This window comes from Paenibacillus sp. 1011MAR3C5, from assembly GCF_003591485.1.
GTDB lineage: Bacteria > Bacillota > Bacilli > Paenibacillales > Paenibacillaceae > Pristimantibacillus.
The window spans coordinates 87,385-110,798 of sequence record NZ_QZCF01000005.1; the positions used below are offsets into that span (position 1 = coordinate 87,385).

Annotated in this window: 28 protein-coding genes; all 28 read left to right on the plus strand. The window is 50.3% G+C overall.

What is annotated here, in order from left to right; genetic code table 11:
* Positions 1–6: 6 nt before the first annotated feature.
* The 28 genes from D3P07_RS16340 (at position 7) to frr (ending at position 23,384) form a co-directional block, all read left to right on the plus strand.
* Complete coding sequence (locus D3P07_RS16340; RefSeq protein ID WP_119801321.1) at positions 7–213, plus strand: flagellar FlbD family protein; 207 nt, start codon at positions 7–9, stop codon at positions 211–213.
* A 17-nt stretch (positions 214–230) separates the two neighbouring features.
* Positions 231–695 (plus strand): flagellar basal body-associated FliL family protein, encoded by a 465-nt coding sequence (locus tag D3P07_RS16345; protein ID WP_119801322.1) that lies wholly within the window; start codon positions 231–233, stop codon positions 693–695.
* 39 nt (positions 696–734) lie between these two features.
* Positions 735–1,736 (plus strand): flagellar motor switch protein FliM, encoded by a 1,002-nt coding sequence (fliM, locus tag D3P07_RS16350; RefSeq protein ID WP_119801323.1) that lies wholly within the window; start codon positions 735–737, stop codon positions 1,734–1,736.
* Positions 1,726–2,958 carry a flagellar motor switch phosphatase FliY gene (gene fliY / locus D3P07_RS16355; protein ID WP_119801324.1) on the plus strand — a complete coding sequence of 411 codons (1,233 nt, stop codon included), beginning with the start codon at positions 1,726–1,728 and terminating at the stop codon, positions 2,956–2,958. The genes fliM and fliY overlap by 11 nt, the downstream gene beginning before the upstream one ends.
* Positions 2,959–2,978: 20 nt before the next feature.
* Entirely contained in the window at positions 2,979–3,341 is a 363-nt protein-coding gene (locus D3P07_RS16360) for a response regulator (protein ID WP_119801325.1), read from the plus strand.
* A gap of 26 nt (positions 3,342–3,367) precedes the next feature.
* Positions 3,368–3,997, plus strand: coding sequence for a flagellar biosynthetic protein FliO (locus D3P07_RS16365; RefSeq protein WP_182914361.1), 630 nt, complete (start codon positions 3,368–3,370; stop codon positions 3,995–3,997).
* Positions 3,987–4,742 (plus strand): flagellar type III secretion system pore protein FliP, encoded by a 756-nt coding sequence (gene fliP, locus D3P07_RS16370; protein ID WP_119801327.1) that lies wholly within the window; start codon positions 3,987–3,989, stop codon positions 4,740–4,742. The genes D3P07_RS16365 and fliP overlap by 11 nt, the downstream gene beginning before the upstream one ends.
* Before the next feature lie 21 nt (positions 4,743–4,763).
* Positions 4,764–5,033 (plus strand): flagellar biosynthesis protein FliQ, encoded by a 270-nt coding sequence (gene fliQ / locus D3P07_RS16375; protein ID WP_119801328.1) that lies wholly within the window; start codon positions 4,764–4,766, stop codon positions 5,031–5,033.
* Positions 5,034–5,044: 11 nt separating this feature from the next.
* On the plus strand, positions 5,045–5,842 hold the full coding sequence (fliR, locus tag D3P07_RS16380; protein ID WP_119801329.1) for a flagellar biosynthetic protein FliR: 798 nt from the start codon (positions 5,045–5,047) through the stop codon (positions 5,840–5,842).
* A 12-nt stretch (positions 5,843–5,854) separates the two neighbouring features.
* A complete protein-coding gene (flhB, locus tag D3P07_RS16385; RefSeq protein ID WP_119801330.1) occupies positions 5,855–6,940 on the plus strand; it encodes a flagellar biosynthesis protein FlhB in 1,086 nt (361 codons plus the stop codon).
* A gap of 44 nt (positions 6,941–6,984) precedes the next feature.
* Entirely contained in the window at positions 6,985–9,015 is a 2,031-nt protein-coding gene (gene flhA / locus D3P07_RS16390; protein WP_259391543.1) for a flagellar biosynthesis protein FlhA, read from the plus strand.
* Entirely contained in the window at positions 9,012–10,232 is a 1,221-nt protein-coding gene (gene flhF, locus D3P07_RS16395; RefSeq protein WP_119801332.1) for a flagellar biosynthesis GTPase FlhF, read from the plus strand. Before flhA ends, flhF begins: the two co-directional genes overlap by 4 nt.
* Positions 10,225–11,094, plus strand: a complete 870-nt coding sequence (locus D3P07_RS16400) for a MinD/ParA family protein (RefSeq protein ID WP_119801333.1) — start codon at positions 10,225–10,227, stop codon at positions 11,092–11,094. The genes flhF and D3P07_RS16400 overlap by 8 nt, the downstream gene beginning before the upstream one ends.
* Positions 11,095–11,120: 26 nt before the next feature.
* Positions 11,121–12,419, plus strand: coding sequence for a chemotaxis-specific protein-glutamate methyltransferase CheB (gene cheB, locus D3P07_RS16405; RefSeq protein ID WP_119801334.1), 1,299 nt, complete (start codon positions 11,121–11,123; stop codon positions 12,417–12,419).
* 43 nt (positions 12,420–12,462) lie between these two features.
* Positions 12,463–14,523, plus strand: a complete 2,061-nt coding sequence (locus tag D3P07_RS16410) for a chemotaxis protein CheA (RefSeq protein WP_119801335.1) — start codon at positions 12,463–12,465, stop codon at positions 14,521–14,523.
* Positions 14,524–14,536: 13 nt separating this feature from the next.
* Positions 14,537–14,998 carry a chemotaxis protein CheW gene (locus D3P07_RS16415; RefSeq protein ID WP_119801336.1) on the plus strand — a complete coding sequence of 154 codons (462 nt, stop codon included), beginning with the start codon at positions 14,537–14,539 and terminating at the stop codon, positions 14,996–14,998.
* 3 nt (positions 14,999–15,001) lie between these two features.
* Complete coding sequence (locus D3P07_RS16420; RefSeq protein WP_119801337.1) at positions 15,002–15,622, plus strand: chemotaxis protein CheC; 621 nt, start codon at positions 15,002–15,004, stop codon at positions 15,620–15,622.
* Complete coding sequence (locus D3P07_RS16425; RefSeq protein ID WP_119801338.1) at positions 15,619–16,110, plus strand: chemotaxis protein CheD; 492 nt, start codon at positions 15,619–15,621, stop codon at positions 16,108–16,110. The genes D3P07_RS16420 and D3P07_RS16425 overlap by 4 nt, the downstream gene beginning before the upstream one ends.
* A 1-nt stretch (position 16,111) precedes the next feature.
* A complete protein-coding gene (locus D3P07_RS16430; RefSeq protein WP_119801339.1) occupies positions 16,112–16,564 on the plus strand; it encodes a hypothetical protein in 453 nt (150 codons plus the stop codon).
* A 4-nt stretch (positions 16,565–16,568) separates the two neighbouring features.
* Positions 16,569–17,354, plus strand: coding sequence for a FliA/WhiG family RNA polymerase sigma factor (locus D3P07_RS16435; RefSeq protein WP_119801340.1), 786 nt, complete (start codon positions 16,569–16,571; stop codon positions 17,352–17,354).
* 15 nt (positions 17,355–17,369) lie between these two features.
* Entirely contained in the window at positions 17,370–18,776 is a 1,407-nt protein-coding gene (locus tag D3P07_RS16440) for a flagellar assembly protein A (protein ID WP_119801341.1), read from the plus strand.
* A 38-nt stretch (positions 18,777–18,814) separates the two neighbouring features.
* Positions 18,815–19,141 carry a hypothetical protein gene (locus tag D3P07_RS16445; RefSeq protein WP_119801342.1) on the plus strand — a complete coding sequence of 109 codons (327 nt, stop codon included), beginning with the start codon at positions 18,815–18,817 and terminating at the stop codon, positions 19,139–19,141.
* Between the two features lie 37 nt (positions 19,142–19,178).
* On the plus strand, positions 19,179–19,757 hold the full coding sequence (locus D3P07_RS16450; RefSeq protein ID WP_119801343.1) for a DUF6115 domain-containing protein: 579 nt from the start codon (positions 19,179–19,181) through the stop codon (positions 19,755–19,757).
* Positions 19,750–20,319, plus strand: coding sequence for a hypothetical protein (locus D3P07_RS16455; protein ID WP_119801344.1), 570 nt, complete (start codon positions 19,750–19,752; stop codon positions 20,317–20,319). Before D3P07_RS16450 ends, D3P07_RS16455 begins: the two co-directional genes overlap by 8 nt.
* 188 nt (positions 20,320–20,507) lie before the next feature.
* Positions 20,508–21,206, plus strand: a complete 699-nt coding sequence (gene rpsB, locus D3P07_RS16460; RefSeq protein ID WP_119801345.1) for a 30S ribosomal protein S2 — start codon at positions 20,508–20,510, stop codon at positions 21,204–21,206.
* A 111-nt stretch (positions 21,207–21,317) separates the two neighbouring features.
* The gene (tsf, locus tag D3P07_RS16465; RefSeq protein WP_119801346.1) at positions 21,318–21,968 is read left to right on the plus strand and encodes a translation elongation factor Ts; all 651 of its coding nucleotides are present in this window, start codon (positions 21,318–21,320) and stop codon (positions 21,966–21,968) included.
* Positions 21,969–22,099: 131 nt separating this feature from the next.
* Complete coding sequence (gene pyrH / locus D3P07_RS16470) at positions 22,100–22,828, plus strand: UMP kinase (RefSeq protein ID WP_119801347.1); 729 nt, start codon at positions 22,100–22,102, stop codon at positions 22,826–22,828.
* 1 nt (position 22,829) lies between these two features.
* Positions 22,830–23,384: a ribosome recycling factor gene (gene frr, locus D3P07_RS16475; protein ID WP_119801348.1), complete on the plus strand. Its 555-nt coding sequence runs from the start codon at positions 22,830–22,832 to the stop codon at positions 23,382–23,384.
* The last annotated feature ends 30 nt before the right edge of the window (positions 23,385–23,414 follow it).

Here is a 23,414-nt window from a genome sequence, read left to right on the forward strand (position 1 = left end):
TAGCTGATGATTACCGTAACGCGTTTGAACGGAACGAAAGTAACAATAAATGCACTTCTTATTGAATTGATTGAAGAGGCTGCTGATACGGTTATAACGCTTACGACCGGCAACAAGCTGGTAGTTAAAGAGAAGACTAGCGAGCTCATTGAGCTAAATCAGCAGTTTCTTCAAACAATTGGCCTCGTTGCAGCGGCCCAAAAGAGTGAATAACAGGAGGGTCCTTCGACATGAAAAAAATGTTGCCTTGGTTAATAACCATTTTGCTATCCATTACGCTCATCGCAATCGTGGCCATCATTTTGTTCCGCTCGCTGATCAATGATCCGTCAGACGCAGAGGCGGCGAAAAAGCCTGTGAAGATCGAAGTGTTGTCAGCGAAAGAACGCGTGGAGGTAACATCAGAGCTCAAGGATTTCCGTCGTAACCTGGCGGATTCCAAAAATGTTGTCATCGTAAGCTTTGCGTTCCAGCTAGATTCCAAGAAAGCAAAAGAAGACTTCGATAAGCTGCTGGAGATCGAGATAAAGCCAATCATTAGCCGTACGCTTGCGGATACGACCGCAGAAGATCTTAGCGGATCTATTGGCGAGGACGCGCTGGAAGCGAAGCTGCTAAACTTGATTAACCCTGTGCTGCCGAAAGGCAAGCTTGTGAAGGTAGAAATTACGAATATTATGGTTGCAAAAATGTAAATCCATCTGTAGCGATATTCCTCGAAGGGGGTGAGAGAATTGGTTGATGTTTTATCGCAGAACGAAATTGACGCGCTGCTCGCTGCGTTGTCCTCAGGTGAAATGGATGCCGAGGACTTAAAGAAGGAAGAAATTTCGCGCAAGGTTAGTGTATATGACTTCAAGCGTGCCGTTCGTTTCTCGAAGGATCATATCCGAAGCTTGACACGCATTCACGAAAACTTCGCGCGATATTTGACAACCTATTTCTCGGCGCAGCTTCGCACGTTTGTTCAAATCAACGTCGTTGACGTAGAACAATTGCCTTATGACGAGTTTATCCGTTCCATTCCGAAGATGACGATTTTGAACATATTCGAAGCTGAACCGCTCGAGGGACGCATGGTGCTGGAGGTTCATCCGAACGTCGCTTACGCTATGCTGGATCGCTTGTTAGGCGGACAAGGCATTGCGCCATCGAAGATCAACAATTTGACTGAGATTGAGACGACGATAATGGAGCGCATCTTCGCAAGAACGTTCGACAGCTTGCAGGAAGCGTGGAAGACGGTTATCGATATCTCGCCGAGACTGGAAGCGCTGGAGACGAATCCGCAGTTTATGCAGATCGTATCTCCGAACGAAACGATTGCTCTTATCTCATTCAGCACCAAAATCGGCGATACAACGGGCATGATCAATCTTTGTATCCCGCATGTCGTGCTGGAACCGATTATGCCAAGATTGTCTGTCCATCATTGGTTTGTGTCGCAGAAGAAGGAGCGGATTCCGGAAGAGGTTGAAATTCTGGAGCAACGCGTCAATAAAGCCAAGCTGCCAATTGTAGCGGAGCTGGGAGAAACATCGATAACGATCCTTGAGTTTTTGAACTTGGGGCTCGGCGATGTGCTAACGCTCAATAAATCAGTCGATGAAGGTCTGAAAATAAAAGTTGGTGAGAAGTTGAAATTTATTGGCAGCCCTGGCTCGATTCGGGACAAGATGGCTGTTCAGGTGGAAGAGATTGTGAGCGAAGGAGCGGAAGAAGATTATGATGAGTAAAGATTATTTGTCACAAGAGGAAATCGACGCATTGCTTCGTCAATCCTCCAATGAACCAGATGACGTACTGTCTCCATCAAATGAAGTGCAGCTTTCCGATTACCTGTCCTCGATGGAGCAAGATGCTTTGGGCGAGATCGGCAACATTACATTCGGCAGCGCGGCTACTGCATTGTCGACTTTGCTGGGCAAAAAGGTAGATATTACGACGCCTCAGGTTACGCTGGTCAGACGCGAGGAACTTGGCGATATTTTTCCTAAGCCGCATGTAGCGGTCAGCGTTCAGTATGTGGACGGCTTCGAGGGCATTAATTCTCTGGTGATTCGTACGAAGGATGCCCAAGTCATCGCCGATCTTATGCTTGGCGGTGAAGGAGAAGTAACAGCTCAAGAGCTGAATGAAATTCATATCAGCGCTGTACAAGAAGCTATGAATCAGATGATGGGTTCGTCCGCGACGTCCATGTCTACCATCTTTAATCGATTTGTCAACATTTCGCCGCCAGGCATCGATATTCTGGATGTGAACAACGGTGACGGCATGAATCACTTGCCGCCAGTTGATGTATTTATTAAAATTTCGTTCCATCTGACGATAGGAGATCTGATCGACTCGACCATTATGCAGTTGCTTCCGGTTTCCTTCGCGAAGCAGATGGTTTCAACCCTGATGGGAACGGCGGAAGAGCCGTTAGCGCCGTCCGACGCGCCTGCAACCCAGCAGATTGCTGCAGCAGCGGAACAACAAGCGGCGGTGCAGCAGACGGCTGCTACCAGTGTGCCGGCGCCTCCGCCAGCGATGACGCATCAAGCGCCTCCACAGCCTGCTGGACAGCCGGCAGCGGCTTACGATCCATATGGTGCGCCTCCGGCCGGATTCGCCCCAAGCGCCAGTCGCAATGTGAATGTCCAGCCTGTACAATTCGCGAATTTCAGCCAGCCTCCTTATGCGCCGACTGACGGAACGAATTTGAATTTATTGCTCGACATTCCGCTGAAGGTCACTGTAGAATTAGGAAGGACCCAGAAGCAAATTAAGGATATTCTGGAGTTGTCGCAAGGCTCCATCATCGAATTGGACAAGCTCGCAGGCGAGCCTGTTGACATTCTGGTCAACAACAAGCTCATCGCCAAGGGAGAAGTCGTCGTCATCGATGAGAACTTCGGCGTTCGTGTCACGGATATCGTTAGCCAATGGGACCGCATTCAAAAATTACAATAACATCCTAGGAGGAAATGAAGATGGCAAACCGCATTCTTATCGTAGATGATGCTGCTTTCATGCGCATGATGATTCGCGATATCTTGTCTAAAAATGGTTACGAAGTAGTAGGTGAGGCCCCAGACGGCGCACAAGCTATTGAGAAATACAAGGAACTGAAGCCAGACTTGATCACAATGGATATTACAATGCCTGAGATGGACGGTATATCCGCCCTCAAGGAAATTAAAAAAATGGACAGCAACGCCAAAGTCATCATGTGCTCTGCAATGGGACAACAAGCTATGGTTATTGACGCCATTCAAGCAGGTGCCAAAGATTTTATCGTGAAGCCTTTCCAAGCTGATCGCGTAATCGAAGCTATCAAGAAAACGCTCGGCTAACGGCATTTCTTATGGGGAAATCAAGAATGCACGCGGCGATCCTTACCATCATCGGGCTTGCGACTTTGCCAACCATCGCTGCTGCTGGCTCCAGCGGCAGCAACTCCGATATCGAGCAACCGATCGATATTGCGAACACAAGCCCAGGCGAGCTGCTGGGCAATATGGTTTGGGTCATGGTGGCGCTTGCCATCGTCATTACTCTGATCATTCTCGTCATCAAGTGGCTGTCAAGGCGCAACCAGCTCTGGGGAGCCAATCGCTCGATGCGTTCTCTAGGCGGCATAGCTCTTGGACAGAACAGCTCCGTCCAGGTCGTGGAGATTGGTGGTCGGGTATACATCGTTGGAGTAGGCCAGCAGATTACGCTGCTAGACAAGCTTGTGGATTCCGAAGAAGCTGCCGAGCTTATCGCGGCTTTGGACAACCAGACGAATACAGCCTGGTCGCCAAAGGATTTGACGGATATGGTCAAGCAATGGCGGAATCGGCGTTCGGCACAGGCTGAACCGGGGAAAGAGCAATGGAATTCTTCCTCGTCCTTCGAGCAGATGCTGCAGAGCAAGCTGAACAAGCAATCTGACCGCAAGCAGCAGCTTGAGGACATGCTGCAAGACCAAAACAAGAATGAACGGTTGATGGATCATGAGAAATAAGAGGTGGCTTTCATTTACGGCGATCCTGCTGCTGTCCCTCTTGATACATACTCAAGCATTTGCTGAGCCGCTGCCCGATATCTCCATAAATATCGGAGGAAGCGAAGGGGAACAGCCGGGAACAAGCGCTTTGTCGCTTCTGCTGCTCATTACCGTACTAAGCATTGCGCCAGCCATTATGGTGCTGATGACGAGCTTCACACGAATTGTTGTAGTACTTGGATTTGTTCGTACTTCTCTAGGTACGCAGATGATGCCTCCTAACCAGGTTATCATTGGCTTGGCATTATTTCTAACCCTGTTCATTATGGCTCCGACCTTTGGTCAAGTGAATGAAGTAGCCTTGCAGCCTTATCTGAAGGGAGAGATCTCTCAGACGGAAGCATTCGACAAGGCAGCTGTTCCGATGAAGAAATTTATGTTCTCTCATACACGAGAGAAAGACTTGCTATTATTTATGAATTATACGAAAACGGAAAAGCCTGAATCCTTCGAGGATATTCCGCTCACGGTACTCATTCCCGCATATGCAATCAGTGAATTGAAGACAGCATTCCAGATGGGCTTTATGATCTTTATCCCATTCCTCGTCATTGATATGATCGTAGCCAGTACGCTAATGGCGATGGGGATGATGATGCTTCCGCCAATCATGATATCACTGCCGTTTAAGCTGCTGCTATTCGTGTTGGTAGATGGCTGGTATTTGATCGTGAAGTCGTTGCTGCTCAGTTTCAATACATGATGAAAGCTGGAGGGGAACAGGATGAGTGCTGACTTTGTCATCGGATTGGCGGGAGAAGCTGTCTATACGGTATTAAAAGCCAGTGCCCCGATGCTCGTTCTTGCGTTGGTTGTCGGCTTATTGATAAGCGTGTTCCAAGCGACTACGCAGATCCAAGAGCAGACGCTTGCTTTTGTTCCGAAGATTGTAGCTGTCTTTATTTCTATTATCGTATTTGGACCGTGGATTCTGAATACGGTTGTCGATTTCACTTACCGTATACTGAACAATCTTCATCACTATATCGGTTAGGTTGTGAGTGAATGAATGCAATCGTACAAGGTTTTCCTATTTTTTTGTTAATCTTTTGTCGAATTACTGCGTTTTTCGTCGTAGCGCCGATTTTTTCGTCGCGCGGCGTCCCGAATACCTTTAAGATTGGCCTCGGTTTTTTTATGTCTTTTCTGGTATTCCTATCGTATGGCATGAGCCAGACGATCGTACCGGACACAGCTGAGTATGTCATCTTAATTTTGAGAGAAATTTTGATCGGACTTATGATCGGTTTTGTCGTTTTTCTGTTTTTTGCGGTTGTGCAGACAGCCGGGGCCTTTATGGATATGCAGATCGGCTTCGCAATGGCGAACGTCGTCGACCCCCATACGGGAGTGTCCGCGCCTCTGCTTGGCAATTTCAAGTATATGCTGATGCTGGTCGTGTTTCTGATGATGAATGGACATCATTATTTGTTGTCGGGCCTCATGAACAGCTATCAATGGATGCCGCTGGATAATGAATTGTTCGGCCAACTGCTCAATGGCAGCTTGACGGAATATCTGGTTCGGGTATTCAGCAATACATTCCTATTGGCACTACAGATTGCCGCGCCGCTTGTCGTGGCGATGTTTCTGGCAGATGTCGGGCTTGGCTTCTTAACAAAGACAGCCCCGCAGTTCAACGTATTTGTTGTCGGCATCCCGCTGAAAATATTGCTTGGCTTGTTCCTTCTCATCTTGCTGATGCCTGGAATGGCCATGCTATTCGACAAGCTGTTCACAATCATGTTCCAATCGATTGAAGGGCTGTTCGGTATAGTACAAGGACCGCCTGCAGGGCAATAGGAGGCTGTATCGGTGCGACACTATCGCTTGAAGCTGGATCTGCAGCTATTCAACCAAGAGAAAACAGAAAAAGCGACGCCAAAGAAGCGCCAGGATTCCAGAAAGAAGGGGCAGGTCGCGAAGTCTTCCGACCTTCCGGGCGCATTTATCCTTTTATTCGCCTTCGCTTCCTTTCTCATGCTGGGCAACTATTACAAGTCGCATATCAACGAACTGTTCGGCGGCTTGTTCGAACACTGGCTTACGATGGAAGTGACAACGGAAAATGTAATGGATTTGTTCCTAAGCATTACAAAACAGTTACTTGTCATGTTGCTTCCTATATTCGCAATCGTCATGGTAATTGGCATTGTGGGCAACGTCATTCAATTTGGCTTCCTGCTAACCGGGGAGCCGCTCAAGCTGAAGCTGAACAAGCTGAATCCGATTGAAGGCTTTAAACGGATTTTCTCAATGCGAAGCTTAGTGGAATTTTTCAAAAGCATATTGAAAGTTAGCATTATCGGCGTACTTGTCTACACGACCATTACGCGTGAGTGGGATCAACTGCTATCGTTATCGATGCAGCCCCTTGAACGAATATTCGCTTTCACCGCAGGCTTGACGATTAAACTGGGGATTCAAATCGGCGCCGTATTGGCGGTGCTGGCTTTTCTCGATTTTCTGTATCAACGGTATGAGCATGAAAAAAGCATTAAAATGTCCAAGCAAGATATTAAGGATGAATATAAGAAATCCGAGGGCGATCCCCTCATTAAAGGACGTATTCGCGAGAGGCAGCGCCGAATGGCGTTGCAGCGAATGATGCAGGACGTCCCGAAAGCCGACGTCGTCATTACGAACCCGACACACTTTGCCATCGCTTTGAAGTATGATGCTTCCAAGATGGAAGCACCGACTATATTGGCCAAAGGGATGGATCACGTGGCCTTGCGTATCAAAGAGATTGCCAAGGAGAACGGCGTCATCACGATGGAAAACAAGCCGCTGGCCAGAGCGCTGTACGAGCGGGCCGAGATCGGGGATGCCATTCCGGCAGACCTGTTCCAGGCTGTGGCCGAAGTGCTGGCTTACGTATATAAGATGAAGGGACGCTAGCTGCGGTTCTTGATCTCACAAACGCTAGGGGGGAGGAAGACATCATGAAAGCTAAGGATTTGTTCATTATTCTCGGAATTATCGGAATCGTACTCATGATGATTATCCCGATCCCGATCTTCCTCATTGACTTGCTGCTCATATTGAATATTTCGATTGCTTTGATCATATTGCTGGTTGCCATGAATACGAGAGAAGCACTCGACTTCTCCATCTTTCCGGCAATATTGCTGATCACAACTCTTTTCCGTCTGGCACTAAGCGTCTCGACAACCCGAAGCATTCTCCAGAATGCCGAAGCGGGTGAAGTTATCGCCACCTTCGGAAGCTGGGTTGGCGGCGGTGAGGTTGTCATCGGTTTTATCGTGTTCCTCATTCTCGTTGTCGTTCAGTTTATCGTCATTACAAAAGGTTCGGAGCGCGTGGCCGAGGTTGCAGCGAGATTTACGCTCGACGCGATGCCCGGCAAGCAGATGAGTATTGACGCGGATTTGAACTCCGGCCTGATCAATGAGCAGCAAGCGCGGGAGCGCCGCTCGAAGATCGAGAGAGAAGCCGACTTCTACGGCGCGATGGACGGCGCGAGTAAATTCGTCAAAGGCGATGCGATCGCCACCATCATTATTTTGATTATCAACCTTATCGGCGGCTTTATCGTCGGGATGGCCATGCATGGCATGGCATTCGGCGAATCGCTGTCGACGTTCTCGATCCTGACGATTGGTGACGGTCTGGTTGCGCAAATTCCAGCACTCTTAATCTCTACTGCAGCTGGTCTGATCGTGACGCGTGCCGCGTCCGAAGGTAATCTGTCCGAAGATCTGACCTCGCAGCTGTTCAAGTATCCGAAGATGCTCTACATCGCGGCTGGAACGATTGCAGTTCTTGGCTTAACGCCAATCGGCATTCTAAGCACCTGGCCTTTCGCGATTATCCTGGGTGTCGGCGCCTATGTCATGCAGAAGAAGCAGGCCAAGCAGCTTGAACAGGATGAAATGTTGGTCGAGGAGCAGCAGATCGAGGAAGTTCGCAGTCCCGAAAGCGTGATCAGCCTGCTGCAAGTAGATCCGATCGAATTCGAATTCGGATATGGCTTGATCCCGCTAGCGGATACGCAGCAAGGCGGCGACTTGCTTGACCGTATCATCATGATTCGGAGACAGTGCGCGCTTGAGCTTGGATTGGTCGTTCCGGTCATTCGTATCCGGGACAATATCCAGCTTAAGCCAAATGAATATGTCATCAAAATAAAAGGAAACACTGTTGCACGCGGCGACTTGCTGCTGAATCATTATTTGGCAATGAGCCCGGGCTTCGAGGATGATTCTGTCGTAGGCATCGAAACGATGGAGCCCGCATTCGGATTACCGGCCATTTGGATTGACGAAGCGATGAAGGAGCGCGCAGAGCTGTCGGGTTATACCGTGGTTGATCCGCCGTCTGTCGTAGCGACTCATCTTACCGAGATCATAAAGCGCCATGCCCACGAGCTGATTGGTCGCCAGGAAGCGAAGATGCTGGTCGAGAATGTAAAGGAGTCGTATCCGGCTCTTATCGACGAGTTGATTCCATCCATTCTGACCATTGGCGATGTACAGAAAGTGCTGGCGAAGCTGCTTAAAGAAAAAATCTCGATACGGGATTTGGTTACGATCTTCGAGACGCTGGCCGATCACGGTCATTATACGAAGGACCCTGATATTCTAACGGAGTATGTGCGGCAAGCGCTGTCTCGCCAGATTACGCAGCAATTCTCCCCAGGAGGCGACACACTGCGTGTCATAACGGTAGGTCCACAGCTTGAGAAGCGAATCGCGGAGTCCGTGCAGCAGACCGACCAAGGTAGCTATATTGCGCTCGACCCGGTATCTACTCAGCAAATTTATCAGAAGCTTAACGAGCATGTGAGCCGGCAGATTCAATCCGGTCAGCAGCCGATCGTACTGGCTTCGCCAACGATTCGGATGTACTTGAGACAAATTATTGAAAGAACGATGCAGGAAGTTCCGGTATTGTCTTATAGCGAGCTTGAGCCGAATATTGAAATCCAGAGTGTAGGGGTGGTTAATCTATGAGAGTAAAGCGGTACGTAGTGAATGCTCTCCCTGAGGCGGTGTCGATGATTCGCACGGATCTTGGCAAGGACGCGGTCATTCTGGATACAAAGGAAATTAAGGTCGGCGGGTTTATGGGCATGTTCCGCAAGAAAAGGATGGAAGTGATAGCAGCCATAGAATCCGGAGCTTCGAAGCACGCGCAGGCGGAGCTTCCACAGCGCAAGCCGTCGCCGGAAGTGAATGCAGTCGTCGAGCAGATTCTGCAAACAGCTCAGCGGAATGGAGCGGCTGCGGCGGTCATGGATCCTCCAGCGCCTCAAGCGGCACCAGCGATCTTGGATAAGCGAATGGAGCGCGAGCAATTTATCATTAACGAGATTCGAGATTTGCGAGAGTACATGGTGAAGCTATCCAGGCAGCAAAACGAGCTTCATATCCTCTCTGAACCGATGATCGCGTTGAAAGAACGATTGCTAGAGCAGGAACTGGACGATGAGTGGACGGACAAGCTGATTGAAGCCCTGCGGGAATCTGAGAAGAGTGCAGAGCGGGTCTACGACCGCACAGAGGTCTGGCGTGAGTCCAAGCGAATTTTGGTAGAGTGGATTCATCCATACAGCAATGCCGAGATTAGCAGAGAAGCGCGTGTGGTGCATTTTGTAGGTCCGACAGGGGTCGGCAAAACCACAACCATAGCAAAGCTGGCGGCGGAGCAAACGATCAAGCGCGGCAGAAATGTCGGATTTATTACTTCGGATACGTACCGGATTGCAGCAGTAGACCAGCTCCGAACGTATGCGAATATTCTAAATGTGCCGCTGGAGGTCGTATTCTCTCCGATGGATTTGCCCAAAGCTTACAAGGCCCTGTCCGAACGGGATTTGATCTTGATGGATACGGCAGGACGCAATTTCAGAAGTGAGCTTCATGTATCCGAAGTCATCAGTCTCCTGCAGTCCAATGAGCCGAATGAGACGGTGCTTGTGCTCAGCTTGACAGGCAAAACTACGGACATGGCTATAATCGCCGAGAGATTCTCCAAATTCGGCATTCAAAAAGTGTTATTTACCAAGCTTGATGAAACGACGGTATACGGAGCCATTATGAATCTGGTTCTGAATTATGGCTTGTACCCTACGCATTTGGCCAGCGGCCAGAACGTGCCCGATGATATCGAGCGGTTCAAAGCCGGCAGCTATGTAGACCTGCTGCTTGGAGACGCTGAACATGAATGACCAAGCCGAAGCATTGCGACATATGGTCAGACAGCAAGATGATCGCATGGATCGGAAGGAAACACGAGTCGTTACAGTTACAAGCGGCAAAGGCGGAGTCGGCAAGTCGAACTTTAGCCTGAATTTCGCCCTAGCGCTGCAAAGGCTGGGCAAAAAAGTGCTTCTGTTCGACGCGGATATCGGGATGGCCAACATTGATGTGCTGATGGGGCAGTCCTCGGCTTACAGCCTCTATCATCTCTTGAAGCAAGAGAAGACGATCTGGGATATTGTATGCACCGGGCCGGAAGGATTGCACTATATCGCAGGAGGCTCGGGCTTCAAGGATTTGCTGGAGTTGTCGGAAGATCAGCTTGCCAGATTTGCAGCTGAGGTAGAGAAGCTTCATGGCGAATACGACGTTATTCTATTCGATACGGGAGCGGGCTTATCCAAGGAAACGGTCAAATTCATCACAGCAGCGCAAGAAACGATAGTTGTGACGACGCCTGAACCGACTTCCCTGACAGACGCGTACGCCTTGATCAAAATGGTGAAGTCCATGGATCAAAGTGTCGCGTTCAAGCTGATCGTCAATCGTGCTTCCGATGAGCGGGAAGGAAAAGCGACCGCTCAAAAAATCAGTCTTGTCGCCAGCCGCTTCCTACATTCCGATATTCCATCGCTGGGCATGATTCCAGATGATCCGCTTGTATCGAAGGCAGTGAAACGTCAAGTACCGTTTATGATCGCATATCCGGAATGCGAATCAGCTGTTGCGGTAGGGCGAATAGCTAGAACGTTTTTGGACATGCCGCTAACCCGCAGGGATTCAAGCGGTGTCAAAGGATTTTTGACAAAATGGTTCAGACTCTCAAGATAATCCTTTGGAATTGAGGTGAGATACGATTGGCAACCTATCGCGTTCTAGTAGTGGACGACTCCGCGTTCATGCGGACAATCATCAGCGATCTCATCAAGCAGGATGAGCAATTTGTTATCGCGGCTACTGCAACCAATGGCGCAGAAGCTGTAGCGGCTGCGGCAGAGCATAAGCCGGATGTCATCACGATGGATCTGGAGATGCCGGTGCTGAACGGTATCGAAGCGCTTCAGCTCATCATGAAGCAGACTCCGACGCCGGTCATCATGCTCTCGGGCATTAGCGAAGACAATGCGCGCGATACAATCAAAGCGCTGCAGTACGGCGCACTGGACTTTATTCGTAAGCCGTCCATGTCGAAGTCAGGCGATATCCATCAAGTAGGCGAGCAATTGCTGGAGAAGCTGCGCATTGCGGTATTCGCCAGACGAAGCAAAACGGGAACCCTGCCGGAGAGACAGAAGCCAGAAACAGCGGCGCAGACGGATATTAAGCCAGAGCCTCGCATCAAGGCAAAGCAGAAGCCAACCGAAACGCCTCCTCCTTCGGCAACCCCTTTACATAAAGCCAAGCTGGAACCTATGCCGGAGGAGAAGCGGAAGTCCGCAGCGCCGAAGCCAGCAGAAAAAACAGCCAAGCTGGAGAAGCGGCCGATAGCGGCAAGTGGCGGACTGTCATCCAAGCAGCCGACAGTGCAGCCAACTGCTGCACAACAGCAAGCTGTTCGGAAGGCGCCAGGAGCAGGGACCTTTAAGCATATTGTCGCTATTGGCACATCTACTGGCGGTCCAAGAGCGCTCCATGAGGTCATATGCTCCTTGCCGAGCGGTTTTCCGGCACCTGTGCTCGTCGTCCAGCATATGCCGCCCAAATTCACGAAATCATTGGCGCAGCGGCTGGACAGCTTCAGCGCTCTAACCGTCGTAGAGGCGGAACAAGGGATGCGGGTGAGCGCGGGCGTCGTACACGTCGCTCCCGGCGGGAAGCATATGGAGCTGGGCAAGGACGCTGCCGGATACTTTATTCGTTTGACTGATCAGCCGCAGCGCAACGGCCATCGTCCGTCGGTAGATGTGATGTTTGAATCGCTGCTGCCCTTCCCTGAGATCGAATGGCATGCCGTTATTATGACAGGCATGGGCAGCGACGGGGCCAAGGGACTGAAGGCTCTGTCCGATGGCGGAGCTGCCACGACGATCGCAGAATCCGAAGAAACATGTATCGTATACGGAATGCCGAGAGCAGCCGTTGAATGCGGAGCAGCACAGCATGTCCTTCCTTTGCATAGTATTGCCGGGCGGCTTGCTAGCACAATATTGACATAAAAGAAGTTCCGATTACGATCATACTAACAGGAGGTGCTTGGAAATGGATATGAACGCGTATTTGTCCATGTTTATCGACGAATCCAACGATCATCTTCAATCCTTGAACGAAAACCTGCTTCAACTGGAAAGCGACCCTGATGATTTAAGCATTGTGCAATCGATCTTCCGCTCAGCGCATACGCTGAAAGGCATGTCAGCGACGATGGGATTTGAAGATTTGGCGGCTTTGACGCATGAGATGGAGAACGTGCTTGACCTGGTGCGCAACAGCAAGCTGAAGATGGACAGTTTTATATTCGATACGCTGTTCAAGGGGCTCGACGCGCTTGAGGCGATGGTACAAGATATCGTGGCGGGCGGCACAGGCAAAGCCGATGTCACGGCTATAGTCGCTTCGCTCCAGACGATTTTGAAAAGCGACTATAAGAGCGGCTCTGCTGATCCTGCACCGGTGGCGGCTGCAGCTGCACCATCCATTTCAACAAATGCGGCGCTCCTGGACCAATTCCAGTCGTCCATTCTGCTGCAATCGATGGAGAGCGGCCACCAGCCATTTTTCGTCCAAGTATCCTTGGAGGAGACTTGTGTCCTCAAAGCTGCCCGCTCTTATATGGTGTTCGACCTGCTGGAGCGCAACGGCGAGATCGTAAAGTCTGATCCCTCCGTACAGGACCTGGAGCAAGAGAAGTTTGACCGTTCGTTTTCCGTCTTTACCATTTCATCCCTGAAAGAATCAGAGCTGCTTGAGCAAATTGGCAACATCTCGGAAATCGCGACTGTTCAGGTAACGCCACTTGATCCTGAGTCATTGGCTTCACTGACAACAGCGCCAGCGGCAGCTGCTGCGGAAGCAGCTGTTGCATCGCCAGCGGAAGCGCCGGCTGCGGCAAGCACTGCGAAGCAAGCATCGGAGCCGGCCAAGAAGACGCCTCCTGCGACCGGAGGGGCGGTAGCCAGAACGATACGTGTCGATATCGAACGTTTGGATACGCTGATGAACCTGTTCAGCGAATTGCTTATTGACCGGGTACGGCTGGAGCAGCTCGCGAGTGAAGTGAAGCGCAATGATCTGACGGAGACGGTGGAGCACATGGCGAGAGTCAGCTCCGACCTGCAAAGTATCGTATTGAAATTGCGGATGGTTCCTGTTGATTCGGTATTTAACCGGTTCCCGAGAATGATTCGGGATCTTGCCAAGTCGCTGGACAAAAAAATCGAGCTGGTTATTACAGGCGCAGATACCGAGCTTGACCGTACGGTCATCGACGAGATCGGCGATCCGCTTGTCCACTTGCTCCGCAATTCCGTCGACCATGGCATTGAGACGGTTGGCGACCGTATTGCAGCAGGCAAGCCAGAGACCGGGACGATTCATCTGCGCGCTTATCATAGCGGGAACCATGTGTTCATCGAAGTGGAAGAGGACGGCAGCGGCATCAATCAGGAGAAAGTGCTTCAGATTGCGATCAAGAACGGGGTCGTAACGGAAGAGGAAGGCCGCAAACTGACTCCGGAAGAGATCAATATGCTGATCTTTGCCGCAGGCTTCAGTACGGCAGATAAAATCTCCGATATCTCGGGCCGCGGAGTTGGCCTTGATGTCGTGAAGACGAAGATCACCTCGCTTGGCGGCAATGTAACCGTCGACTCGGCATTTGGCAGAGGCACCAAATTCTCCGTTCAATTGCCGCTGACACTGTCCATTATCTCTGCGATGCTCATTAAGCTGGGATCGGAGAAATATGCGATTCCACTCACATCGATCGTAGAGACCGGAATCATAAAGCGGGCCGATATCCTGCAGGTTCACGGCAATCAAATGATTCAGTTCCGCAATTCGATCATTCCGCTGGTATCACTTAGCAAAGTGCTGGAGTCGCCGGATTATGACGAGACAACAGAGGTAGAAACCGAAATTATTGTCATCCGCAAAGGGGACAAGTGGGCAGCGATAATGGTAGATGAGTTCATCGGCCAAAGCGAGATTGTATTGAAGACACTTGGACAATACCTGACTCAAATCCATGCGATATCCGGGGCTACCATACTGGGTGATGGACAGGTTGCACTTATTATCGATCCGAATGCACTGATTAAATAAGGAGGGGTTTTCGATGGGAGAAGAATTAAAGGTTATCGTGTTCGCGCTAGGCAAGGAGGAGTATGGGATTGAAGTCGACAAAGTCCGTACGATCGAAAGATTATCGCCCATTACTCGCGTCCCGAAGACCGCAACCTTCATCAAGGGAGTCATCAATCTGCGTGGTGTCGTTGTTCCAGTGATCGATCTTAGAGGCCGGTTCAACTTGTCCGAGACGGAACATACCGAGCACTCCCGTATCATTGTTGTTGCCGTCGAAGACCTGGAAGTGGGCTTTATCGTAGATTCGGCCAACGATGTCATCGATATCGACACCGATACGATCGATTCACCGCCGGAAATTGTCGGGGGCATCAAAGCGAAGTATCTTCGCGGGATTGCCAAGTTGGGGGAAGGACGCTTGCTTATTATGCTGAACCTTTCGGAAGTGCTCAACAAAAACGAAATTATTCAGCTCGAGCAGCTTGAGGTATAACCTGTGTCGTTATTCGATTCTTTTAAAGCATTTGAATTGGATGTGCTAAAGGAAGTCGGCAACATTGGGGCGGGCAATGCGGCTACCGCATTGTCCAAGCTGTTGGACAAGCCTGTCGATATGGCGGTTCCAAAGGTCAGCCTGCTGCCGTTTGAGGAAGTGGCAGATCGCGTTGGCGGCGCGGAGCAGATCGTGCTTGCTGTCTTCCTAAGGGTAGAAGGCGAGGCTCCAGGCAATATGTTCTTTATTATTGAAGAGCAGTCGGCCAAGCGCATCTTGAATCAGCTCCTGTCGATGAATCATCAGGATGAGGATGGTTACTCGGAGATGGAGCTGTCCGCATTATGTGAGATCGGCAATATATTAGCGGGCTCCTATTTGTCTTCACTTGCCGATTTCACACAACTGCCGATGGTGCCATCCGTTCCCGCAATTGCTCATGATATGGCAGGCGCAATACTAAGCTACGGCTTAATGCAATTCGGAGAGATGGGCGATTCCGCCTTATTGATCGAGACGACGTTTCTGGAAGATCGGCAATCGCTGGAAGGACATTTTTTCCTAATCCCCGATCCGGAATCGTTTAACAAAATTTTTAAGGCATTGGGAGTCGAACTGGGATGACAGGGCAAACGTTGGTGAAGGTGGGCATGGCCGATCTGAATATCGCAATAGATGGTGCCGTTCTGAAAACAACGGGACTGGGATCATGTGTTGGATTGACGCTGTTCGATTCCCAGAGCAAAGTTGCCGGTATGGCGCATGTGATGCTTCCTTCGTCGGAGATCGCTCGTGAAGCGCAGTTTAATCAGGCGAAATACGCAGACACGGCTATTCCGGAACTGCTTGAAAGAATGCAAGCCGCAGGCGCCCGGTTAAACCGGCTAGAAGCCAAGATGGCGGGCGGAGCCCAGATGTTCGCGCTTGGCGGCTCGGATACGCTGCGGATCGGACCGCGCAATGTAGAGTCTTGTACAGCCATCCTGCAGCACTATCGCATCCCGATTCTGGGGACGGATACGGGAGGCAACTACGGCAGAACAGTAGAGTTCGACAGTTACAAGGGAATCTTGCTCATCAGAAGCGTGCAGCATGGTGTAAAGGAGATTTAAGATGCAAGGTACTTGGCGGTGGAATGTGGTATTCGGCTTAACGGGTGTGGTTCTGACGGTTCTCTTCTCCATCGGCAACAATCCGTTATCCGTGATCATGCTTAGAAGTCTTTATGCGTTCATCGCGTTTTTCGCGCTTGCTTATCCGGCCCGTTTTCTAATGGCTTTTATACTGAAACCCCCGGCGATGATCGGAGATTCGCAAGATAGCGATGAAACAAAAGGCAGTTCGCTTGATATGACGACCCCGGACGAGGGCGAAGATCTGAATGAGTTGTTGAAAGCGCAAATGCAAGGATCTAATTCGGCGGAAGTACAGGAACAGAAAGGCGTGGGCAATCATGAAGCGGCTCCGGACTTCCGTCCGCTGACGCCTCCGCAATTCGTATCTGCAACGAACAAACAACAGCCAGAAGATTTGGCGAAGGCATTACGTCACCTGACAGGAGAGTGAGTCGATGGCTGAGCTGAAGACGCCTCATTTGACTAACATCCAGATGTGGCAAGCTTGGAAAGAACACGGTGATCTTGAAGCGAAGAAGGCATTGATTGAAACGTATCTGCCTTTGGTCGAGTATGTAACGAATCGCATGGCAATCGGTCTGCCAAAGAACGTCATTAAAGACGATCTCGCCAGCAATGGCGTCATGGGCCTGATCGATGCGATCGAGAAGTTTGATTATTTGCGCGGTCTGCAATTCGAGACGTATGCTTCTTGGCGCATTCGCGGCGCTATCATTGACGGTTTGCGTCAAGGCGATTGGGTGCCGCGTTCCGTACGCGAGAAAGCAAAGCGGGTCGAGGAGGCTTACCAGCATCTGGAGCAGCAGTATATGCGCTCGGTTACGGATCTGGAGGTCAGCTCGTATTTGCAGGTAACTGAAAAAGAATTTACCAATATGCTGCAGGACATCTCCGTCGCAACGATCTGTTCACTCGAAGATCCGATCCGCGAAGAAGAATCGGAGACGCGCATGTCGCTGCTCATCGATGACAAAGCGAAAAATCCGGATTACAAAGTTCACGAATTTTATTTGAAAGAATCGCTGGTCAAAGGCATTGAACGGTTGACGGAGAAAGAAAGAACGGTTGTATCACTGTTTTATTACGAAGAATTGTCGTTGAGCGAAATCGCAGAAGTGATGTCGCTATCCCCATCGCGAATTTCCCAGCTCCATTCCAAAGCTATATTGAGACTTCGTGGAGCACTGGCTAAACATAAAGATCAATTAATGCAGCATTAGAGAGGAGGGAGTAAGGTGGACAATATTCAATTAGATTCATACCTGCGTATCCAGACTTCAGCTGACAAGCTGTCTGCCTTCCTAACATTCAGTCGGATTACGGAAGATTTTGTATGTGCGTCATCGGATTTAGAACAATTTGTACGCAGCAAAGGTGTTGTCCATGGACTCCGAATCGATGTGCTGGATCAAATATGCAGAAATCCGCTAGCCTACTGCAGGGAGCAGACCATGATCGCACAAGGGGAAGCTCCCGGAGTAGGAAAGGACGGAGCAATTCGGTTTGTCTATGACATGGAAGACAGCAAGCAGCATAAGCCTGCGGAGGATCAAGACGGCAAGGTGGACTTGAAAGAAGTAACCAGGCTGAAAAACGTCACACGCGGTCAATTGATCGCCGAGCTTGTGGAGCCGCTCTCCGGTTCCTCAGGCAAGATGGTGACCGGTGAAGTCATTCCTCCCAAATTCGGCAAAAAAGCCCGCTTCAAAATCGGGAAAAACGTTGTTCAAAATGGCGAAACCGCTCTCTATGCAGCAATTGACGGACTCATTACAATTACGGACAAGGGAAAGATCAATGTATTTCCCGTGTACGAGGTGAATGGGGATGTCGATTACAGTGTCGGCAATATCGATTTCGTAGGCACAGTGGTAATTCGCGGCAATGTGCTGACCGGGTTCAGAGTGAGGGCATCAGGTGACATCCGCGTAGTTGGCGGCGTAGAGGGAGCAGAGCTGGAGTCGGATGGATCGATCGAGATCACAAGCGGCATTATGGCAAGCAACAAGGGGCATGTCAAGGCGGGACGGAATGTTCGCAGTTCCTTTATACAGGACGGACATGTTTTTGCTGGAGAGGATGTAATCGTCTCGCAAAGCATCATGCATTCAACCGTCAAAGCGGGCAAAAATGTCATTTGTTCCGGAGCGAAAGGACTAATTGTCGGAGGTATAATACAGGCAGGGGAGCAGGTTGTTGCGCGCACGCTCGGCAATGCCATGTCCACAGCAACAGCAATCGAGGTTGGTGTCAATCCTCGGCTTCGAGAGGAGCTTGTTGAGCTGCGCGCCACGATCAAGCAATCCTTCGAAAGCAATGAGAAGACGGAGAAGGCGCTTGTCATATTGGATCAAATGGCGGCTGCCGGCCAATTGACGCCTGACCGGCTGGAGCTGCGTGCAAAGCTCAATGCAACCAAACGGCAGACGAGCGTATTGATCGATGAGTCGAAGGCACGCATGCTGGAGATTGAGAAGACGCTGGAGGATACGAACCGTTCCAGAATAAATGTAAGCGGAACCGCGTACGGCGGATCCAAAATCGTGATCGGACGCTATACCAAATTTGTCAAGGACAGCGCTCAGCGCGTTTCCTTCCGGTTAATGGAGGGAGATATCGCGATGGTTCCTTATCACCCTTAAAAGACCCGCAAGTCCAAATAACGGGAGGTGCGGCTTGAATGACCTTTAAGCCACTGGATCTTCAAATGTCGGTTCCGCGTACGCAGGAGTTCAGCAGCATGCAGCAGCAGGCTGCGCAGCGTCCGCAAACGGAGCAGAACATGCTGGCGAATCAGGCGACAAAGCAAACGGAAGAACTGCGCAACCAGAATACGGCGGTCGAGCAATCCTCGAAGCCTCAAGTACGTGCGGATCAAGACGGTGCGAATGATGGCGGGTATAAGCGGGGAACCCGCAAGAAAGCGGATGGAACGGACGAGGAATTCCCAGAAGACGAGCCGCCGGTGCATCCGTATAAGGGACATCGTTTGGATATCAAGCTGTAGATCAGCAGTATAAGTAAAAAGAGGCGGGATGCTATACATGGAACCATGGCACTATATTGTACTCGTAGGAGCGGTTGTCGCCGTAGGCGCCTTCGCCATGCCGAGGAAGAAGCCGGACAGCACTGAAGCCCCGCAGTCAGTCCGCAATATGGAGACCGCGCTCGATCAATTCATGGAAAACATGGAGAAGGACAATGAGCATCTGATCCGGCTGATTGCGGAATCCCAGCAAGCGGCCAAGCAGGAGGCGGACAGCAAGGATAAACGGATCGCTACATTAGAAGAGCGCTGCGGGCAGCTTGAGAAGCTTCTGCAAGATTCGCTTGTTAAGCCTGCCGAAGCCCGCTTGATCGCTGAGCAGTCTGCAACTGCCGATCTAGCGGGGCAAGCGGCTCCCGTTTCGGCTTCTCATTCAGCCAGGACCGAAATGGCAGAGATCGGCTTTGAGGACCAAAGCGCCAAGCCGAGCTCGATTCATGACCGCTATTCGGAGCTGTTCCGGCTCTATGCGGAAGGTAAGTCGATCGAAGCGATTGCCAAGAAGCTCGGGATGAATAAAGGAGAGGTTCAGCTTATTATCGGCCTGTCCAAGCAGGAGGGCTCGCTCCATGTTTAACAAACGTTCCTTTGTGCTTGGGCTTGGCGTTGGGATCATTGCAGGTGCGCTGCTGCTGCAGCTGTTCATGCTGGGACAGAACAGCCAGAATAAGCTGAACGAAATGGAGCAGGAATTAAGGCAAGGCGGTTTGCAAGAGGAACAGCCGACCGGAGAAGAACTTACGCCGGATTCCTCAGCGGGCAATGAAAATGCCGTCTCGGAATCACCGGAAGCTTCTCCTGAAGGGACCCCAGAGGTGTCCCCTTCGGAAGCTCAGGGGTCCGAAACGCCGGTTGCGGATGTGGGGGAGGAAGAAGCGGGAGAGCTGCAGGAGCCGGCTCAGAAGCTCATCCGCATCGAGCCCGGCTTTAATCTGACAGAGACATCGGAGCTGCTGCTTGCCAGCGGCATCATCGATGATGCGCCCTTATTCGTCAAACAAATGAAAGCTAAAAACAAGCAGGTCAGAGCCGGTTATTTTTTGATTGCTGAGAAGGCCGGAATCGACGGGGCAATAGTCGGCGTAACGGGACAACCGATTAGCAAGTCGGAAGCGGAAGCGTGGCTGGCCGCGCAATAATGGATTTCTCATACGGAAGTGGCAAAGTGTTCTTGCATGGGCCCCTCATCTATGATATATTAATTGACGGTGTTAAAAACACACGCTGATCAATTCCGTCAACGGTGCTTTCGCCAGGCGAGAGTTTTGTCGGAAAACGCGATCGAGCGGAGGGACACACAAAAACCATTACAGGAGGTGTTGAAGAAATGGCGGTTATTTCCATGAAACAGCTTCTAGAAGCTGGGGTACACTTCGGTCACCAGACTCGTCGTTGGAACCCGAAGATGGATCGTTATATCTTCACAGAAAGAAACGGAATTTACATTATCGACTTGCAAAAAACGGTTAAGAAAGTTGACGAAGCGTACAACTTTGTTAAATCCGTAGCAGCTGAGGGCGGCACTATGCTGTTTGTCGGCACAAAGAAGCAAGCTCAAGATTCGGTGAAAGAAGAAGCAGAGCGTTGCGGCAACTTCTACATTAACCAACGCTGGCTCGGCGGCACGCTGACGAATTTCCAAACGATTCAAAAGCGTATCGACCGTCTGAAGCAGCTTGAGAAATGGGAAGAGGACGGCACGTTCGAAGTTCTTCCGAAGAAAGAAGTTATCATTCTTCGTAAGGAAAAAGATCGTCTTCAGAAATTCCTGGGCGGCATCAAAGGCATGAAAGGCCTGCCAAGCGCATTGTTCGTTATCGATCCGCGCAAAGAGCGTATTGCCGTTGCTGAAGCTCGCAAATTGGGTATCCCAATCGTAGGTATCGTTGATACAAACTGCGATCCGGACGAAATCGACTACGTTATCCCTGGTAACGACGATGCGATCCGTGCAGTTAAGCTTCTTACAGCTAAAATGGCTGATGCGATCATCGAAGCGAACCAAGGCGAGCAAACAACAGCCTAATCGCAAACTAAAACATCATTTCGTAACAACAAAGGGTGGTCAGATGGTGCAAACCTCTCACTACCCTTTTTTTGAACAAAATTCTGATGTAAACTTTTAGGAGGGTTTTTCATGGCAGTTAGCGCAAGCGCGGTAAAGGAACTTCGTGAGAGAACGGGAGCAGGTATGCTCGATTGCAAAAAAGCGCTGGACGAAACAGGTGGCGACGTAGAAAAAGCGATCGCATTGCTTCGCGAGAAAGGTCTTGCTGCGGCAGCGAACAAAGCTGGACGTGTTGCGACTGAGGGCGTAGTTGAATCCTACATCCATGCTGGCGGCCGTATCGGCGTGCTGGTTGAAATTAACTGTGAGACTGACTTTGTTGCAAAAACGGATCAATTCCGTGAGTTTGCAAGAGATATCGCGATGCAAATCGCTGCAGCAAATCCGAAATTCGTTCGTCGTGAAGAAGTTCCGGCTGAAGAACTCGAAAAAGAAAAAGAAATTCTTAAAAACCAAGCTCTAAACGAAGGCAAGCCTGAGAAAATCGTTGAAAAAATGGTTGAAGGCCGCATCTCGAAATACTATGAAGAGTATTGCCTGCTTGAGCAGTCCTTCATTAAAGATCCGGACAAAACGATCTCTAACCTGCTGAATGAAAAAATCAGCAAAATCGGCGAAAATATTTCGATCCGTCGCTTCGTTCGTTATGAGCTGGGCGAAGGCCTTGAGAAAAAAGTCGACAACTTCGTTGAAGAAGTTATGGCTCAAGCAAAACTGTAATCCGAACGCACAGGCGGGGCGGGGCGTCCGCCCCGCCTTCTTTTCTATAAATGGCATATCGTACAATTCTAGCTTAACCGGAATAAAAAAGAGTGTCCTCGGTTGCGAGGTGCATGATGGAGGTAATAACGTTGGAACATCCTGTATTTAAACGCATCGTCTTGAAAGTGAGCGGCGAATCATTGTCCGGTCAAGAAGGTTACGGCATTGAAGCATCCGTTATCTCTTCCATAGCCAATCAAGTGAAGGAAGTGATTGATCTTGGCGTAGAAGTTGCTATTGTCGTAGGCGGCGGCAACATCTGGAGAGGCATCGCAGGCACAGCCAAAGGCATCGATCGTGCAACGGCGGATTACATGGGCATGCTGGCCACCGTCATGAATTCACTAGCTCTTCAAGACGCACTGGAGCAAATTGATGTGCCAACTCGCGTTCAAACTTCGATTGCCATGCAGCAAATCGCTGAGCCGTACATTAGACGTCGCGCAATTCGCCATCTGGAGAAGGGGCGCGTCGTGATCTTCGCTGCCGGAACAGGCAACCCGTTCTTCTCCACAGATACAACAGCAGCTCTGCGCGCAGCGGAGATTGAAGCTGAAGTGATTCTAATGGCGAAGAACAAAGTAGACGGCGTATACTCCGCCGATCCGTTCAAAGACGAAAACGCCGAGAAATTCGAAGAACTTACATACCTAGACATGCTTAACCGCAATCTGGGCGTAATGGATTCCACGGCATCCTCGCTTTGCATGGATAATAATATCCCGCTAATCGTATTCTCCATCACGGAGAATGGAAATATTAAACGGGTCGTGCTGGGTGAGAAAATCGGTACGATCGTGAAAGGAAGTGCGAAATAGCATGCCACAAGCGATTAAGAAAAGTGCAGAAGAGCGCATGGAGAAAGCGATCGGCGCGTTAAAGCGCGATCTGTCCACGCTTCGCGCGGGCAAGGCAAGCCCGGCGCTGTTTGACCGTATTCAAGTTGAATACTATGGCGCACAGACGCCTCTGAACCAGCTCGCGAACATCAATACGCCGGATTCACGGACACTGATGATCCAGCCTTGGGACAAATCGTCACTGGGAGCGATCGAGAAAGCGATTTTGAAGTCGGATCTTGGCCTGACGCCATCCAATGACGGACTTTCCATCCGGATCTCCGTGCCGCCACTAACGGAAGAGCGCCGCTCTGAACTGGTGAAGACGTCCAAGAAATTCGGTGAAGAAGCAAAAGTAGCGATCCGCAACATTCGCCGCGATGCCAACGATGATGTGAAGAAGCTGGAGAAAACGGATATTTCCGAAGACGAGTCGCGTCGCCATCAGGATGATATTCAAAAGACAACGGATAAATTCATCGCAGAAGTCGAGAAGGTTCTTTCTGCCAAAGAAAAAGAAATAATGGAAGTTTAAATCACGCTTAAACCCCTCCGACAGGTGGGG

Excerpts from the sequence above, each read along its gene's own strand:
- frr (WP_119801348.1), top strand. The coding sequence starts at position 22,830 with ATGCCACAAGCGATTAAGAAAAGTGCAGAAGAGCGCATGGAGAAAGCG.
- flhA (WP_259391543.1), top strand. The coding sequence starts at position 6,985 with ATGAAAGCTAAGGATTTGTTCATTATTCTCGGAATTATCGGAATCGTA.
- D3P07_RS16345 (WP_119801322.1), top strand. The coding sequence starts at position 231 with ATGAAAAAAATGTTGCCTTGGTTAATAACCATTTTGCTATCCATTACG.
- D3P07_RS16425 (WP_119801338.1), top strand. The coding sequence starts at position 15,619 with ATGACAGGGCAAACGTTGGTGAAGGTGGGCATGGCCGATCTGAATATC.
- D3P07_RS16400 (WP_119801333.1), top strand. The coding sequence starts at position 10,225 with ATGAATGACCAAGCCGAAGCATTGCGACATATGGTCAGACAGCAAGAT.
- tsf (WP_119801346.1), top strand. The coding sequence starts at position 21,318 with ATGGCAGTTAGCGCAAGCGCGGTAAAGGAACTTCGTGAGAGAACGGGA.
- D3P07_RS16415 (WP_119801336.1), top strand. The coding sequence starts at position 14,537 with ATGGGAGAAGAATTAAAGGTTATCGTGTTCGCGCTAGGCAAGGAGGAG.
- D3P07_RS16445 (WP_119801342.1), top strand. The coding sequence starts at position 18,815 with ATGACCTTTAAGCCACTGGATCTTCAAATGTCGGTTCCGCGTACGCAG.
- fliQ (WP_119801328.1), top strand. The coding sequence starts at position 4,764 with ATGAGTGCTGACTTTGTCATCGGATTGGCGGGAGAAGCTGTCTATACG.
- fliY (WP_119801324.1), top strand. The coding sequence starts at position 1,726 with ATGATGAGTAAAGATTATTTGTCACAAGAGGAAATCGACGCATTGCTT.
- fliR (WP_119801329.1), top strand. The coding sequence starts at position 5,045 with ATGAATGCAATCGTACAAGGTTTTCCTATTTTTTTGTTAATCTTTTGT.
- flhF (WP_119801332.1), top strand. The coding sequence starts at position 9,012 with ATGAGAGTAAAGCGGTACGTAGTGAATGCTCTCCCTGAGGCGGTGTCG.
- D3P07_RS16450 (WP_119801343.1), top strand. The coding sequence starts at position 19,179 with ATGGAACCATGGCACTATATTGTACTCGTAGGAGCGGTTGTCGCCGTA.
- D3P07_RS16365 (WP_182914361.1), top strand. The coding sequence starts at position 3,368 with ATGCACGCGGCGATCCTTACCATCATCGGGCTTGCGACTTTGCCAACC.
- rpsB (WP_119801345.1), top strand. The coding sequence starts at position 20,508 with ATGGCGGTTATTTCCATGAAACAGCTTCTAGAAGCTGGGGTACACTTC.
- fliP (WP_119801327.1), top strand. The coding sequence starts at position 3,987 with ATGAGAAATAAGAGGTGGCTTTCATTTACGGCGATCCTGCTGCTGTCC.
- D3P07_RS16430 (WP_119801339.1), top strand. The coding sequence starts at position 16,112 with ATGCAAGGTACTTGGCGGTGGAATGTGGTATTCGGCTTAACGGGTGTG.
- D3P07_RS16455 (WP_119801344.1), top strand. The coding sequence starts at position 19,750 with ATGTTTAACAAACGTTCCTTTGTGCTTGGGCTTGGCGTTGGGATCATT.
- D3P07_RS16410 (WP_119801335.1), top strand. The coding sequence starts at position 12,463 with ATGGATATGAACGCGTATTTGTCCATGTTTATCGACGAATCCAACGAT.
- D3P07_RS16435 (WP_119801340.1), top strand. The coding sequence starts at position 16,569 with ATGGCTGAGCTGAAGACGCCTCATTTGACTAACATCCAGATGTGGCAA.
- D3P07_RS16360 (WP_119801325.1), top strand. The coding sequence starts at position 2,979 with ATGGCAAACCGCATTCTTATCGTAGATGATGCTGCTTTCATGCGCATG.
- D3P07_RS16340 (WP_119801321.1), top strand. The coding sequence starts at position 7 with ATGATTACCGTAACGCGTTTGAACGGAACGAAAGTAACAATAAATGCA.